A 13,500-nucleotide genomic window follows, 5' to 3' on the forward strand; every position below is an offset into this window, starting at 1 on the left:
TAAAGGACGATACGACCATGGCTGACGCCAAAACCCTCATTGTGCCCAAAGGAGCGACAGGGGTATTGGTTTTCGCCGATGGCTCCGCCGTCTTCGGGCGCGGCTTCGGCGCTGTCGGCGATGCGGTGGGCGAACTGTGCTTCAACACGGCCATGACCGGCTATCAGGAAGTGATGACCGACCCCAGCTATGCGGGGCAGATCGTCACCTTCACCTTCCCGCATATCGGCAATGTCGGCACGAACCTGGACGATGTGGAGGCGGAGCTGCCCCACGCGCTGGGCTGCGTCGTGCGGCAGGACGTGACGGAACCCAGCAACTTCCGCAATGTCGAGCCCTTCGACCAGTGGATGAAGGAAAATGGCCGCATCGGCTTGGCTGGCGTCGACACCCGCGCGCTGACCAGGCTGATCCGGGTCAAGGGCGCGCCCAATGTCGTGATCGCGCACGATCCGGAGGGGCGGTTCGACATCGAGGCGCTGGCCGCCAGGGCTGCGGCCTGGCCGGGCCTGGAGGGCATGGACCTTGCCATCGAAGTCTCCGCCAAGGAAAGCCGCCTCTGGAAGGACGGCGTGTGGAAGCTGGGCTTCGGCTACGGCCTCGATGAAGCGGGTGAAGAGCGGCCCCATGTCGTCGCGATCGATTATGGCGCGAAGAACAATATCTTCCGCAATCTGGTGAAGGCCGGCGCCCGCGTCACCGTGCTGCCCGCCACCGCCAGCTATGAGCAGGTGATGGAGCATAATCCCGACGGCGTGTTCCTTTCCAACGGCCCGGGCGACCCCGCCGCGACCGGCGAATATGCCGTGCCGGTGATCCGGAAGCTGCTGGACGCGGACAAGCCGGTCTTCGGCATCTGCCTTGGCCACCAGATGCTGGCGCTGGCGGCGGGCGCGAAGACGATCAAGATGCATCAGGGCCATCGCGGCGCCAACCATCCGGTCAAGCGCCTGTCCGACGGTCTGGTCGAGATCACCTCGATGAACCACGGCTTCGCGGTCGACGCCGATACGCTGCCCGCCAATGTGAAGCCGACCCATGTGTCGCTCTTCGACGGCAGCAATTGCGGCATCGAACTGACGGACAAAAAGGCCTTTTCGGTCCAGTATCACCCCGAAGCCTCGCCCGGCCCGCAGGACAGCTTCTATCTGTTCCAGCGGTTCGTTGAGGAGCTTAAGTGAGCCTCAACCTGCCCCCGGTTGACGAAGCCCGCCTCGCAGCAGAGTGGGAGGCGGACAAGGCCGTCCTCGCCAATCTCGCGCGGAATGGCGACGTGGCGCGCATCGCGCGGCCCGTGGACGTCAGCTTCAAGGGCGGCGAGAAGGATTTCGAACGCGTCCTGACCATTGCGAGCCAGTTCGGCTTTGTGGAACTGGACCGCGAAGAGGATGAGGATGGCGACCTGTTCCTCTTCCTCGAATGCAAGCAGCCCGTCGATGAACAGTCGATCCGCGCCCTGACTAAAAAGTGCCTCCAGATCGAAATCCTTTGCGGCGTCGAATATGACGGCTGGGGTTGCGAGGCCCGGACGGGGGGCGTGCATTGATGGATTATGATGACTTTGCAGAGCGTTTTCTCGCCGCCCTTTATCTGGAGACGGAAACGACAGGGAATTCGTACCATACCGCCGGTGAACTGATCGAAAAGTATGGCTTTAATCCCAGATCGAACTGGATCGATCGGATCGCAGACGATTGGGAAGGATCATATTTCCGCGATATTTCCAAGGTTCTCAACGGCTACGACGGGTGGGGTTTTCGTATTTCTGCCGCAGGCGCGAGGAAGGTCGAAACTGATTTTGTTGATCTCGACGAAATTCGGAAGGCGTTGAACAATAACGCAGACGCTGCATCGTCCGGCACGGTCGATAGCGCTAAGTGGACGGGTCTGCCCATACGGCAGACTCTAGATGAGACTGCAAAAGTTGAATTGTCCAATCTCCTAGCGAAAGCCGAATTGGAGTTGGATGTCTTGGGAGCAGGAAATAGCGAAAAGGCGATGGCTCGCGCTTATATAGTTGCAGCTAAAGCACTTGCCGATGCTCCTGATCCACCCGTTGACATTATCTGGGAATTGATAGGCCGAGCAAATAACTTAGCTGGCGTAGCCTCCCTTTTTGTCTCGATTATTGCCCTCTTTCAAACGGTTGCTCACTAATGCCCAAACGCACCGACATCTCCTCCATCCTCATCATCGGCGCTGGCCCGATCATCATCGGCCAGGCTTGCGAGTTCGACTATTCGGGCACGCAGGCGGTGAAGGCGCTCAAGGAAGAGGGCTATCGCATCATTCTGGTGAATTCCAACCCGGCCACCATCATGACCGATCCGGAATTCGCCGACGCGACCTATGTCGAGCCGATCGCGCCCGAAATCGTGGCGAAGATCATCGAGAAGGAACGCCCCGACGCGGTGTTGCCGACCATGGGCGGGCAGACGGCGCTCAACACGGCGCTCGCTCTCTTCAACGACGGCACGCTGGAGAAGTTCGGCGTCAAGATGATCGGCGCGGATGCGGCCGCCATCGACAAGGCGGAGGACCGCCTGAAATTCCGCGACGCGATGGACAAGATCGGGCTGGAATCCGCCCGCTCGCGCATCGCACATACTATGGAAGAAGCGCTGGAAGCCCTTGAATTCACCGGGCTTCCTTCGATTATCCGTCCCAGCTTCACGCTCGGCGGCACTGGCGGCGGCGTTGCCTATAACAAGGACGAGTTCAAGCAGATCGTGGCCGCAGGCCTCGACGCTTCGCCCACCACCGAGGTGCTGATCGAGGAATCGCTGCTCGGCTGGAAGGAATATGAGATGGAGGTCGTCCGGGACCGGAACGACAATGCCATCATCATCTGCTCGATCGAGAATGTTGATCCGATGGGGGTCCATACCGGCGATTCCATCACCGTCGCGCCCGCGCTGACGCTGACCGACAAGGAATATCAGATCATGCGCAACGCGAGCATCGCGGTGCTGCGTGAAATCGGCGTAGAAACAGGCGGTTCGAACGTGCAGTTCGCAGTCAATCCGAAGGATGGCCGTCTGATCGTCATCGAAATGAACCCGCGCGTTTCCCGCTCGTCCGCGCTGGCTTCTAAGGCGACGGGCTTCCCCATCGCGAAGGTCGCGGCGAAGCTCGCCGTCGGCTACACGCTGGATGAGATCGAGAACGACATCACCGGCGCCACCCCGGCGTCGTTCGAGCCGACCATCGACTATGTCGTGACCAAGATCCCGCGCTTCGCCTTCGAGAAGTTCAAGGGGTCCGAACCGCTGCTCGGCACCGCGATGAAGTCGGTGGGCGAGGTGATGGCGATCGGCCGCAACATCCATGAATCGATGCAGAAGGCGCTGCGGGGCCTGGAAACCGGGCTTTGCGGCTTCAATGAGGTCGACCATCTCGTCGGCGCGCCCAAGGACGACATCATCGCCGCGCTCGCCCAGCCGACGCCCGACCGCCTGCTGGTCGCCGCGCAGGCCCTGCGCGAGGGCCTCACCGTCGCTGAAATCCACAATATCGCGAAGTTCGACCCCTGGTTCCTGGAGCGGATCAAGGAGATCATCGACGCCGAAGCGGAAATTCTGAACAACGGCCTGCCGCAGGATGCGGACGGCATGCGCCGGCTGAAGTCGATGGGCTTTTCCGACAAGCGCCTTGCCTATCTTGCGCTCAAATCGGCCAATCTGCGCGGCATGGAGCGGGGCATCGCGCGCGGGTCGGGCCTGATCCACGAGGCGGTCAAGGCCATGACCGGCGGCGTCACCGAGGATGAAGTGCGCGCGCTGCGCCACAGGCTGGGCGTGCGCCCCGTGTTCAAGCGCATCGACACCTGCGCCGCCGAGTTCGAGGCGAAGACGCCTTATATGTACTCGACCTACGAAGCGCCGATCTTCGGCGATGCGGAGAATGAGGCGCAGCCCAGCGACAGGAAGAAGGTCGTGATCCTGGGCGGCGGTCCCAACCGCATCGGGCAGGGCATCGAGTTCGACTATTGCTGCGTCCATGCCTGCTTCGCGCTGGCGGAGGCGGGTTATGAGACGATCATGGTCAACTGCAACCCGGAAACGGTGTCGACCGACTATGACACGTCGGACCGTCTCTATTTCGAGCCGCTGACGGCGGAGGACGTGCTGGAAATCCTGAGCGTCGAGATGTCGAACGGAACGCTGGCCGGCGTGATCGTCCAGTTCGGCGGGCAGACGCCGCTCAAGCTGGCGCAGGCGCTGGAAAATGCGGGCGTGCCGATCCTGGGCACGTCGCCCGACGCCATCGACCTGGCGGAGGACCGCGAGCGGTTCGCCGCGCTGATCGACAGGCTGAAACTGAAGCAGCCCGCCAACGGCATCGCGCGCAGCCGCGAGGAGGCGATCGCCGTCGCCAACCGCATCGGCTATCCGGTGCTGATGCGCCCCTCCTATGTCCTTGGCGGCCGCGCCATGGAGATCGTCGACGGTCAGGCGCAGCTGGAGGAATATATCGCCACCGCCGTTCAGGTGTCGGGCGACTCACCGGTGCTGATCGACCAGTATCTGCGCGACGCGGTCGAGGTGGATGTGGACGCGCTCTGCGACGGCGACGATGTGGTGGTCGCCGGCGTGCTCCAGCATATCGAGGAGGCGGGCGTCCATTCCGGCGACTCCGCCTGCTCCCTGCCGCCCTACAGCCTGTCGGACGACATCATCGCGGAGATCGAGCGTCAGGCCGATGTCCTCGCCCGCGCGCTGTCGGTCCGCGGCCTGATGAACATCCAGTTCGCGGTCAAGGACGGCGTCGTCTATCTGATCGAGGTCAATCCCCGCGCCAGCCGGACGGTGCCCTTCGTCGCCAAGGCCATCGGCACGCCGATCGCCAAGATCGCCAGCCGCGTCATGGCGGGCGAGAAGCTCAAGGACCTGCCGAAGATAGACCGGAACGCCATCGATCATATCGCGGTCAAGGAAGCCGTCTTCCCCTTCGCCCGCTTCCCCGGCGTCGATCCGGTGCTCTCGCCGGAAATGAAGAGCACCGGCGAAGTCATGGGCATCGACAGCGATTTCGCCACGGCCTTCGCCAAGGCGCAGCTGGGCGCGGGGACCATCCTGCCCAAGGGCGGCACGGTGTTCGTCTCGGTCAAGGACAGCGACAAGCCGGTGATCCTGCCCGCCGTGCAGAAGATGGCGGCGCTGGGCTTCGCCATCATCGCCACGGGCGGCACGGCCCGCTATCTGGAGGAGCAGGGCATCGCCGTCCAGCCGGTCAACAAGGTGGCCGAAGGGCGTCCGCATATCGTCGACAGGATCACCGACGGGGACGTCGACCTGATCTTCAACACGACGGAGGGCTGGCAGTCGCTCAAGGACAGCAAGGCGATCCGCACCAGCGCGCTGCGCGCCAAGGTCGCCAGCTTCACCACGGCGGCGGCCAGCGTCGCGGCGGCGAATGCGATCGAGGCTCTTCGGGGGCATGCCCTTGAAGTGCGTTCGCTCCAGTCCTATTATCCTGTGTCGCAAGCCTGATCCCCTGCACAAGGAAGCACGCTGCGGGTGGCCCCAAGGTCGGGGCCGCCAAAGGGAAGTTTTGACGAAGGATTTGCAAGAATGGCGACCGTCGAGAAGATGCCGATGCTGCAGATGGGCTATGACAAGCTCAACGAGCAGCTCCGCGAGTTGAAGGCCGAGCGGCCGTTGATCGTGGACGCCATCGAAGAAGCCCGCGCGCACGGCGATCTGTCGGAAAATGCCGAATATCACGCCGCCAAGGAGCGTCAGGGCCAGGTTGAAGCCACCATTGCCGATCTGGAAGACAAGCTGTCCCGTGCCCAGATCATCGATCCCAAGACGCTTTCGGGCGACAAGGTCGTGTTCGGCGCGACCGTCACCCTGCTCGATGAGGACGACAAGCCGGTCAAGTACCAGATCGTGGGTCAGGCCGAAGCTGACGCCAAGCTTGGCATGATCAGCTATAACAGCCCCCTGGGCCGCGCGCTGATCGGGCGCCAGATCGGCGAGGAGGTCGAGGTGTCGGTGCCATCGGGCGACAAATTCTACCTGGTCGACAAGATCGATTTTATCTGATCCATCCGTGAAACTGCCTGCCGGTCGCATGACGAACGGGATTGCGGCGATCACCTTCGTCGCCTTCCTGCTGCTTTACCTGACGGGGCAGGTCGATAATGCCGCGATCATGGCCGGCTTCATCCCCGCACGGGTGGAGGATGGCGCCCTGCTGGCCGGCATGGCGGCCGTTCCGGTGTGGCTGACGCCGATCAGTTGCACGCTGGTCCATGCCAACTGGCTGCATGTCGGCTTCAACCTGTTCATGTTCGTCTTCTGCGGGCGACAGGTGGAGCATGTGCTGGACAAGGGCGCGACGCTGCTGCTCTACATTGCCGGAGCCTATGGCGCGACGGCGCTGCAATGGGCGATCGATCCGCATTCCACCAATCCCATGGTCGGCGCCAGCGGGGCCATATCGGCGGTCATCGCGACCTATGCGCTGCTCTACAGCCAGCAGAAGGTCCGGCGGGTTGGACCGGTGTCGGCCAATCTGGTTCGTCTGCTCTGGCTGGCGGCAAGCTGGATCGTGCTTCAGCTCATGATCGGTTTCGCCACGGCGCAGGGACTGGGCGACCTGGGGCAGATTGCTGTTGCCGCGCATATCGGCGGCTTTCTGGTGGGGCTGGTGCTGACGCGCCCTTTGCTGCGCTGGCGTTTCCGCAAGCGTCCCCAGCCCCTTTCCTGACGCCCGGCTTTCCTGCTCTTCAGCCGCTGGGCAGATCGGGTTCCAGCAGCCGGTGCAGGTGCACGATCACATAGCGCATCTCCGCATCGTCGACCGTCCGCTGAGCAGCGCCGCGCCAGGCATTTTCGGCACTGCTGTAATCGGGATAGACGCCGACCAGCTCGATCGAACTCAGATCTTCGAATTCCAGCGTTTGAGGATTTTTGACGCGACCGCCCATTACAAGGTGCAGCTTGCTCATGGTATCTTATGTTCTCCTGCTCGGTGAACCCATAGCGTAGCAGGCCGCCCGCACCCGTCCAAGGGGGCAGGCGGCCGGATCAGCATGCTTTTGGCGGCGGCGCGATTACGTTTTTGGCAATCGGGCCTTCACCGCTTCGCTCAGCGCGTCGACCTTCGCGGCGACCAGCGCAGCCACATCGTCGGCAAGGCGGGACGCCTTCGCACCGAGATCGGCGGACGCCACGCTGTCGCGGGCCGATGCCGCCGCTTCCCTCGTCCCCTCGGCCGCATTGTGCAGCGCCTCGCCAGCGTTCGACCGCAGGCTTTCCGCATTTTCCGCCGCCACGGCCCTGGCGGCGAGCGCCGCTTCCAGCACCTTGGCGCCCGCACTGCTGGCAAGGCCGGGCAGGGCCTTCATGGCCGCGCGGCTCTTGGGGAACATCCATGCGATGACGGCACCCGCCGCGACGGCGCCCGCGACGGCGGCGATGGGGTGTTCCTGAACGATTTCATTGGCGCGGGCCGCGATCCGTTGCGACCGGTCGCGCGCGTCCGCATAGGCATCGCCCGCCTTTTCACGGCTCGTCTGGATCAGGTCGCCGGCGCTTTCCCTCGCGCGATCCGCCGTATCGCGGAACTTGCCGGACGCGGTCCCGGCAATGTCGTTCGCAGCTTCGCGGGCGCGGGTGAGTTGCGTGCGGATGTCAGCCATCGTCAGTCTCCGAAATCTCTTCTGTGCGGTTGCTTATCCGAACGTATATCTGCCGGAAAAGTGCCCCGAGCGGACGGCGCAGCAAATAGAGCGCGAGCGCGCCCGTCGCCGCGGCCGTGGCGGCCGGCCGTTGCTGGACCTTGGCAGCCGCATAGGCGGCGCCGTCCATCAGCGTTTCCGTTGCCTTGTCCTTCGCGTCCTGCTTGAGCCGGGCGGGGGTGAGGCGCGCCCTGGCGGCGAGGGCGCTGGAGATGAGCGCGGCCTTGCGCGCATCCGCCCGCGCCACCGCATCGCGATAGGCTTCTTCGCGCTTCATGGCTTCACCGCCTTCTTCATCCGGTCGATGCGGCCCTTCGCGACCAGCAGCAGCAGCAGCGCGATGACCAGCGCGCCGCCGAATACCGCGCCTGTCGCCCAGCCGGGCCCGACAAGCGGCGACAACGCCAATATGATGCCCACCAACCCGGCGACGATCGCCGCGAAGACAAGCATGATGCCCGCCGTCGCGAAGATCAGCGCATCGCGGATCCCCGCGCCGACGATGCCGGCGCGCAGCTTCTGCCGTTCGACTTCCGCTTCCGCATAGGCCCGCCCGTCGCTGTACAGGCGTGTGAAGACGTCCCGCACGGACTCTTCCTGTGCCTCGGTCTGCAGGGGCTCTTGAGTCAAAATATCCTCCGCCCCGGCGCCGGGGCCCTGTCGTCCGTCAATGGGCAAGGACGCGATCAGGCGTCTTCGTCCGAACCCTTGGCAAGACGCATCAGCACGAAGCCGACCACCGCCGCAGCGCCGATGGCCACGGCCGGGCTCTTGCGCACGAAATCCCGCGCTTCGGTCATCAACTGGTCGACATCCTTGCTGTCCAGCGTCTTCGCGGCGCCGGCCACCGATTCGGCTGCCTGGCGCGCATAGTCGCCATATTGCGGGCCAAGCTTCGCATCGACGGTGCCCGCCGTGTCGGAGATCAGCTTCGCCAGACTCTGCATGGCCGATCCGGTCTTGTCCTTGGCGACGCCCGCGGCGGATTTTGCGGTCTTGGACGCCTGGTCCTTGAGCGGGTCGATATGCGCTTTCCAATCGACGGCGTTCAGCTTGTCGGCGGCGGCCTTCGCAGCCTTTTCCGCTTGCGCCTTGATCGGCGCGATTTGCGCGGTCCAGCCATGGGCGGCGGCGCCGTTGCCCGGCGTCTTGGGCGCGGCGGCCTTGCGCGTGGTGGCGGTCTTGACGGGCGCCGCCTTCACCAGCGTGCCGGACAGGGCGGCCTTGGCCGGCTTGGCCTTGGGCGCCTTGGCGGGGCTGGCCTTTCTGGCGCGCTTGGCGGGCGGGGTTTCCGGGGTGTCGGCCATCGTCCTAAGTCTCCCTTTGAAATACGGTGGAATCGCTGTGCGGGCGGGCGGCTCTGCCTCTAATGCTTCGCCACCGCCCACAGTTCCGTTGCCGTTACTATTTTGAGCATCGGCATTTTTCGAGTCCTTGCAAGCCCCTGCATTGCCAAGCGGGGAGGCGGTGGCTAAGCGGGGCGCGAAAAGCGACCAGAGCCAGTCCCCAGAGCCACTCCAAGGAGCGACCATGACAGCCATTCTCGATATTCATGCCCGCCAGATTCTGGACAGCCGCGGCAATCCGACCGTCGAAGTCGACGTGATGCTGGAGGATGGCAGCTTCGGCCGCGCCGCCGTGCCTTCGGGCGCTTCGACCGGCGCCTATGAAGCGGTGGAAAAGCGGGATGGGGACGCCGCCAAATATCTGGGCAAGGGCGTGCTCGCCGCCGTCGCCGCCGTCAATGACCAGATTGCCGAGCAGATCATCGGCCTGGATGCCGAGGATCAGGCAGAGGTCGATGCTGCGATGATCGCGCTCGACGGGACGGAGAACAAGTCGAACCTGGGCGCCAACGCGATCCTGGGCGTCAGCCTGGCGGTGGCGAAGGCGGCCGCCGATGCGCGCGGCCTGCCGCTCTATCGCTATGTCGGCGGCGTCAATGCGCATGTGCTGCCGGTGCCGATGATGAACATCATCAACGGCGGCGAACATGCCGACAATCCGATCGACTTCCAGGAATTCATGATCATGCCGGTCGGCGCGGAGAGCATTGCCGACGCCGTGCGGATCGGTTCGGAAATCTTCCATACGCTGAAGAAGGGCCTGCACGACAAGGGTCTGGCGACCTCGGTCGGTGACGAGGGCGGTTTCGCGCCGAACATTGCCTCGACCCGCGACGCGCTCGACTTCATCATGCTGTCGGTGGAGAAAGCGGGCTACAAGCCGGGCGATGACGTCGTGCTGGCGCTGGACTGCGCGGCGACCGAATTCTTCAGGAACGGCAAGTACGAGATTTCGGGCGAAGGCCTGTCGCTCAGCCCGGTCGAAATGGCCGATTATCTCGCGGCCCTGTGCGCCGACTATCCGATCAAGTCGATCGAGGACGGCATGAGCGAGGATGATTTCGAGGGCTGGAAGGCGCTGACCGACAAGATCGGGGGCAAGGTCCAGCTGGTGGGCGACGACCTTTTCGTGACCAATCCCAGGCGTCTGGAAATGGGCATCGGCAAGGGCCTCGCCAATTCGCTGCTGGTAAAGGTGAACCAGATCGGTTCGCTCACCGAAACGCTGGCGGCCGTCGACATGGCCCATCGGGCGCGCTACACCGCCGTCATGTCGCACCGTTCGGGCGAGACCGAGGACGCGACGATCGCCGATCTGGCCGTCGCCACCAATTGCGGCCAGATCAAGACCGGTTCGCTCGCCCGTTCGGACCGGCTCGCCAAGTATAACCAGCTCATCCGGATCGAAGAAGAACTGGGCGACGTCGCGCTTTACGCCGGGCGTTCGATTTTCCGCTAAATCAAATTTTCGACATCCGGTCGCAAGCGCAGTAAATTTTGCTTGCGGCCGGCCCGTCCCTGTGATTCAACTGGTCCATGGCGCATATCGCGAAACTCCGCATGTTGCTTTTTTCGGCCTTCGGTCCGGCGATTGCGGTGCTTCTTCTTCTCTTCTTCGCAGGCTATGTGGTGCTGGGCTCCAACGGGGTTCTGGCATGGGGCGATTACAAGCGGCAGCTCCATCATGCCCAGTCTGAACTGAAGCAGGTTCAGGCCAGCCGGCAGGAGTTGAAGAACCGGGTGGACCTGCTCGATCCCCGGCGCGTCGATCCCGATCTTTCCGATGAACTGATCCGGCGGGAGCTGGGCGTCGTCCATCATGATGAAGTGATCGTCCCGCTGAACTGACCTTTCTCGACGGCTGGCCGATCGCTTTTGCCGCGTTCCTGTGCCCCATGCCGCGTTGCATTTGGGGGCGGACTGCCGCTATACCGGCCTTCCTTCCATCCTCACCCACGCAAAAGGATAAGAGCCTTGGCGAAACCAACGACGCCGCGTCCTTCACGCGCAAAGGCAAAGGCGGCTGCACCCGCCGCCGGCGCGGACCATAACCGGCCTCGCCCCGACACTCCCAAAGATTATAAGGCCACCAAGGAAGAGCTGCTGGAATTCTACCGGCAGATGGTCCTGATCCGCCGTTTCGAGGAAAAGGCCGGCCAGCTTTACGGCCTGGGCCTGATCGGCGGCTTCTGCCACCTCTATATCGGGCAGGAAGCGGTCGCCGTCGGCATCCAGTCGGCGCTCCAGCCCGGCAAGGACAGCGTCATCACCGGCTATCGCGACCATGGCCACATGCTGGCCTATGGCATCGATCCCAACGTCATCATGGCTGAACTGACCGGCCGCGAAGCGGGCATTTCGCGCGGCAAGGGCGGTTCGATGCACATGTTCAGCGTCGAGCATAAATTCTACGGCGGCCACGGTATCGTCGGCGCCCAGGTGTCGCTTGGCGCCGGTCTCGGCTTCGCGCACAAGTATAATAATGACGGCGGCGTCTGCGTCGCCTATTTCGGAGACGGCGCGGCCAATCAGGGCCAGGTCTACGAAAGCTTCAACATGGCCGAGCTGTGGAAGCTGCCGATCATCTTCGTGATCGAGAACAACCAATATGCCATGGGCACCAGCGTCAACCGCTCCTCGGCGGAAGACCAGCTTTACCGGCGCGGCGAAAGCTTCCGCATTCCCGGCATCCAGGTGAACGGTATGGACGTGCTGGCGGTGCGCGGCGCGACGGAAGAGGCGCTGAAATGGGTGCAGGCGGGCAACGGTCCGATCCTGCTGGAAATGAAGACCTATCGCTATCGCGGCCATTCCATGTCCGATCCGGCCAAATACCGGTCGCGCGAGGAAGTGCAGTCGATGCGCGAAAAGTCCGACCCGATCGAAGGCGTCAAGAAATATCTGGCCGACATGGGCGTCGTCGAGGACGAACTCAAGAAGATCGACCAGGACATCCGCAAGATCGTCAGCGACGCGGCGGATTTCGCTGAAACCTCTCCCGAACCGGAACTGCACGACCTTTATACCGACGTGCTGGTGGAGCAATATTAATGGGTATCGAAATCAAGATGCCGGCGCTTTCCCCGACGATGGAGGAAGGCACGTTGGCGAAGTGGCTGGTGAAGGAAGGGGACGAGGTCCGCTCGGGCGACATATTGGCCGAGATCGAGACCGACAAGGCGACGATAGAATTCGAAGCCGTCGATGAAGGCAAGATCGGCCAGATCATGGTGGCCGAGGGGACTGAAGGCGTGAAGGTCGGCACCGTCATCGCCACGATGGCGGCAGATGGGGCAGGCGAGGCCGCACAGGCGCCGAAGGCCGCCGAAAGTGCGCCTCCCGCCGCGCCCGAAGCCGCTCCGGCGCCCAGGAAGGCCGAAAGCGGCACGTCGAAGCTTGCGACCGAGGCGAAGGCGACCGTCAAGGACCCGGCGTTGCCCGAGGGTACCGAATATATCAAGACCACCGTTCGCGAAGCGCTGCGCGACGCCATGGCCGAGGAAATGCGGCGGGACGAGCGCGTCTTCGTCATGGGTGAAGAGGTGGCCGAATATCAGGGCGCCTATAAGGTCACCCAGGGCCTGCTGGAGGAATTTGGCGACAGGCGCGTCATCGATACGCCGATCACCGAATATGGCTTTGCCGGCATAGGCGCGGGCGCGGCGATGGGCGGATTGAAGCCGATCGTCGAGTTCATGACCTTCAACTTCGCGATGCAGGCGATCGACCATATCATCAATTCGGCCGCCAAGACCAATTACATGTCCGGCGGCCAGATGCGCTGTCCGATCGTGTTCCGCGGTCCCAATGGCGCGGCCAGCCGCGTCGCCGCGCAGCATAGCCAGAATTACGGTCCCTGGTATGCGTCGGTTCCCGGGCTCATCGTCATCGCGCCCTATGACTCGGCCGACGCCAAGGGCCTGCTCAAGGCGGCGATCCGTTCGGACGATCCGGTCGTGTTCCTTGAGAACGAACTGGTCTATGGCCGCAGCTTCGACGTGCCCAAGGTGGACGATTATGTCCTCCCCATCGGCAAGGCGCGCATCGTCCGCGAAGGCAAGGATGTGACGCTGGTCAGCTACTCCATCGGCGTTGGCGTGGCGCTGGAAGCGGCGGAGGCTTTGGCCGGCGAAGGCATCGATGCGGAGGTCATCGACCTGCGCACGCTACGCCCGCTCGATACCGCGACGGTGCTGGAGAGCCTGAAGAAGACCAATCGCCTGGTGGTGGTGGAAGAGGGCTGGCCGGTCTGCTCGATCGCGTCTGAAATCGCGGCGGTGGTGATGGAACAGGGTTTCGACGATCTGGACGCCCCTGTGCTGCGCGTGACTAACGAGGATGTGCCGCTGCCCTATGCGGCGAATCTGGAAAAGGCGGCGCTTATCGATGCGGCGCGGGTTGTCGCTGCGGCGAAGAAGGTTTGTTATCGGTGAAATGGGGATGGGGAGCGGCACGTGCGGCTCC

General features: G+C 63.4%; 15 protein-coding genes. 10 read left to right on the top strand and 5 right to left on the bottom strand.

The window, feature by feature from the left end:
* Window positions 1–17 precede the first annotated feature (17 nt).
* The 6 genes from carA to EGM87_RS03765 all read left to right on the top strand — a co-directional run bounded on the left by carA (window position 18) and on the right by EGM87_RS03765 (window position 6,717).
* Entirely contained in the window at window positions 18–1,181 is a 1,164-nt protein-coding gene (gene carA / locus EGM87_RS03740; RefSeq protein ID WP_137709831.1) for a glutamine-hydrolyzing carbamoyl-phosphate synthase small subunit, read from the top strand.
* Window positions 1,178–1,546: a ribonuclease E inhibitor RraB gene (locus tag EGM87_RS03745; RefSeq protein ID WP_137709830.1), complete on the top strand. Its 369-nt coding sequence runs from the start codon at window positions 1,178–1,180 to the stop codon at window positions 1,544–1,546. The genes carA and EGM87_RS03745 overlap by 4 nt, the downstream gene beginning before the upstream one ends.
* Entirely contained in the window at window positions 1,546–2,157 is a 612-nt protein-coding gene (locus EGM87_RS03750) for a hypothetical protein (protein ID WP_137709829.1), read from the top strand. Before EGM87_RS03745 ends, EGM87_RS03750 begins: the two co-directional genes overlap by 1 nt.
* Complete coding sequence (gene carB, locus EGM87_RS03755; protein ID WP_137709828.1) at window positions 2,157–5,492, top strand: carbamoyl-phosphate synthase large subunit; 3,336 nt, start codon at window positions 2,157–2,159, stop codon at window positions 5,490–5,492. Before EGM87_RS03750 ends, carB begins: the two co-directional genes overlap by 1 nt.
* An 81-nt stretch (window positions 5,493–5,573) precedes the next feature.
* Window positions 5,574–6,050, top strand: coding sequence for a transcription elongation factor GreA (gene greA, locus EGM87_RS03760; RefSeq protein WP_048577008.1), 477 nt, complete (start codon window positions 5,574–5,576; stop codon window positions 6,048–6,050).
* A 28-nt stretch (window positions 6,051–6,078) separates the two neighbouring features.
* On the top strand, window positions 6,079–6,717 hold the full coding sequence (locus EGM87_RS03765) for a rhomboid family intramembrane serine protease (protein WP_037482410.1): 639 nt from the start codon (window positions 6,079–6,081) through the stop codon (window positions 6,715–6,717).
* Window positions 6,718–6,736: 19 nt separating this feature from the next.
* Here the strand turns inward: EGM87_RS03765 and EGM87_RS03770 are convergent, their stop codons facing one another.
* From EGM87_RS03770 to EGM87_RS03790, 5 genes are all read right to left on the bottom strand, one after another.
* On the bottom strand, window positions 6,737–6,958 hold the full coding sequence (locus EGM87_RS03770; RefSeq protein ID WP_025549059.1) for a DUF4170 domain-containing protein: 222 nt from the start codon (window positions 6,956–6,958) through the stop codon (window positions 6,737–6,739).
* Between the two features lie 105 nt (window positions 6,959–7,063).
* Window positions 7,064–7,651: a DUF883 family protein gene (locus EGM87_RS03775; RefSeq protein WP_048577007.1), complete on the bottom strand. Its 588-nt coding sequence runs from the start codon at window positions 7,649–7,651 to the stop codon at window positions 7,064–7,066.
* A complete protein-coding gene (locus tag EGM87_RS03780; RefSeq protein ID WP_025549060.1) occupies window positions 7,644–7,967 on the bottom strand; it encodes a hypothetical protein in 324 nt (107 codons plus the stop codon). Before EGM87_RS03780 ends, EGM87_RS03775 begins: the two co-directional genes overlap by 8 nt.
* Window positions 7,964–8,278, bottom strand: coding sequence for a phage holin family protein (locus EGM87_RS03785; RefSeq protein ID WP_137709827.1), 315 nt, complete (start codon window positions 8,276–8,278; stop codon window positions 7,964–7,966). Before EGM87_RS03785 ends, EGM87_RS03780 begins: the two co-directional genes overlap by 4 nt.
* A gap of 98 nt (window positions 8,279–8,376) precedes the next feature.
* Window positions 8,377–8,997, bottom strand: coding sequence for a hypothetical protein (locus tag EGM87_RS03790; RefSeq protein WP_044662022.1), 621 nt, complete (start codon window positions 8,995–8,997; stop codon window positions 8,377–8,379).
* A gap of 223 nt (window positions 8,998–9,220) precedes the next feature.
* Here EGM87_RS03790 and eno point away from each other — a divergent pair, with 223 nt between their 5' ends.
* From eno to EGM87_RS03810, 4 genes are all read left to right on the top strand, one after another.
* The gene (gene eno, locus EGM87_RS03795; protein WP_025549065.1) at window positions 9,221–10,495 is read left to right on the top strand and encodes a phosphopyruvate hydratase; all 1,275 of its coding nucleotides are present in this window, start codon (window positions 9,221–9,223) and stop codon (window positions 10,493–10,495) included.
* Window positions 10,496–10,572: 77 nt separating this feature from the next.
* On the top strand, window positions 10,573–10,884 hold the full coding sequence (locus tag EGM87_RS03800) for an FtsB family cell division protein (protein WP_025549066.1): 312 nt from the start codon (window positions 10,573–10,575) through the stop codon (window positions 10,882–10,884).
* Between the two features lie 126 nt (window positions 10,885–11,010).
* A complete protein-coding gene (gene pdhA, locus EGM87_RS03805; protein WP_137709825.1) occupies window positions 11,011–12,087 on the top strand; it encodes a pyruvate dehydrogenase (acetyl-transferring) E1 component subunit alpha in 1,077 nt (358 codons plus the stop codon).
* Window positions 12,087–13,469 carry a pyruvate dehydrogenase complex E1 component subunit beta gene (locus EGM87_RS03810; protein WP_137709824.1) on the top strand — a complete coding sequence of 461 codons (1,383 nt, stop codon included), beginning with the start codon at window positions 12,087–12,089 and terminating at the stop codon, window positions 13,467–13,469. Before pdhA ends, EGM87_RS03810 begins: the two co-directional genes overlap by 1 nt.
* The last annotated feature ends 31 nt before the right edge of the window (window positions 13,470–13,500 follow it).

This window comes from Sphingobium sp. RSMS, assembly GCF_005406185.4.
Lineage (GTDB): Bacteria > Pseudomonadota > Alphaproteobacteria > Sphingomonadales > Sphingomonadaceae > Sphingobium > Sphingobium fuliginis.

Coding starts and splice junctions, on each gene's coding strand:
- carB (WP_137709828.1), top strand. CDS start 2,157: ATGCCCAAACGCACCGACATCTCCTCCATCCTCATCATCGGCGCTGGC.
- EGM87_RS03765 (WP_037482410.1), top strand. CDS start 6,079: ATGACGAACGGGATTGCGGCGATCACCTTCGTCGCCTTCCTGCTGCTT.
- EGM87_RS03770 (WP_025549059.1), bottom strand. CDS start 6,958: ATGAGCAAGCTGCACCTTGTAATGGGCGGTCGCGTCAAAAATCCTCAA.
- EGM87_RS03790 (WP_044662022.1), bottom strand. CDS start 8,997: ATGGCCGACACCCCGGAAACCCCGCCCGCCAAGCGCGCCAGAAAGGCC.
- EGM87_RS03800 (WP_025549066.1), top strand. CDS start 10,573: ATGGCGCATATCGCGAAACTCCGCATGTTGCTTTTTTCGGCCTTCGGT.
- EGM87_RS03750 (WP_137709829.1), top strand. CDS start 1,546: ATGGATTATGATGACTTTGCAGAGCGTTTTCTCGCCGCCCTTTATCTG.
- greA (WP_048577008.1), top strand. CDS start 5,574: ATGGCGACCGTCGAGAAGATGCCGATGCTGCAGATGGGCTATGACAAG.
- EGM87_RS03810 (WP_137709824.1), top strand. CDS start 12,087: ATGGGTATCGAAATCAAGATGCCGGCGCTTTCCCCGACGATGGAGGAA.
- eno (WP_025549065.1), top strand. CDS start 9,221: ATGACAGCCATTCTCGATATTCATGCCCGCCAGATTCTGGACAGCCGC.
- carA (WP_137709831.1), top strand. CDS start 18: ATGGCTGACGCCAAAACCCTCATTGTGCCCAAAGGAGCGACAGGGGTA.
- EGM87_RS03775 (WP_048577007.1), bottom strand. CDS start 7,651: ATGGCTGACATCCGCACGCAACTCACCCGCGCCCGCGAAGCTGCGAAC.
- EGM87_RS03780 (WP_025549060.1), bottom strand. CDS start 7,967: ATGAAGCGCGAAGAAGCCTATCGCGATGCGGTGGCGCGGGCGGATGCG.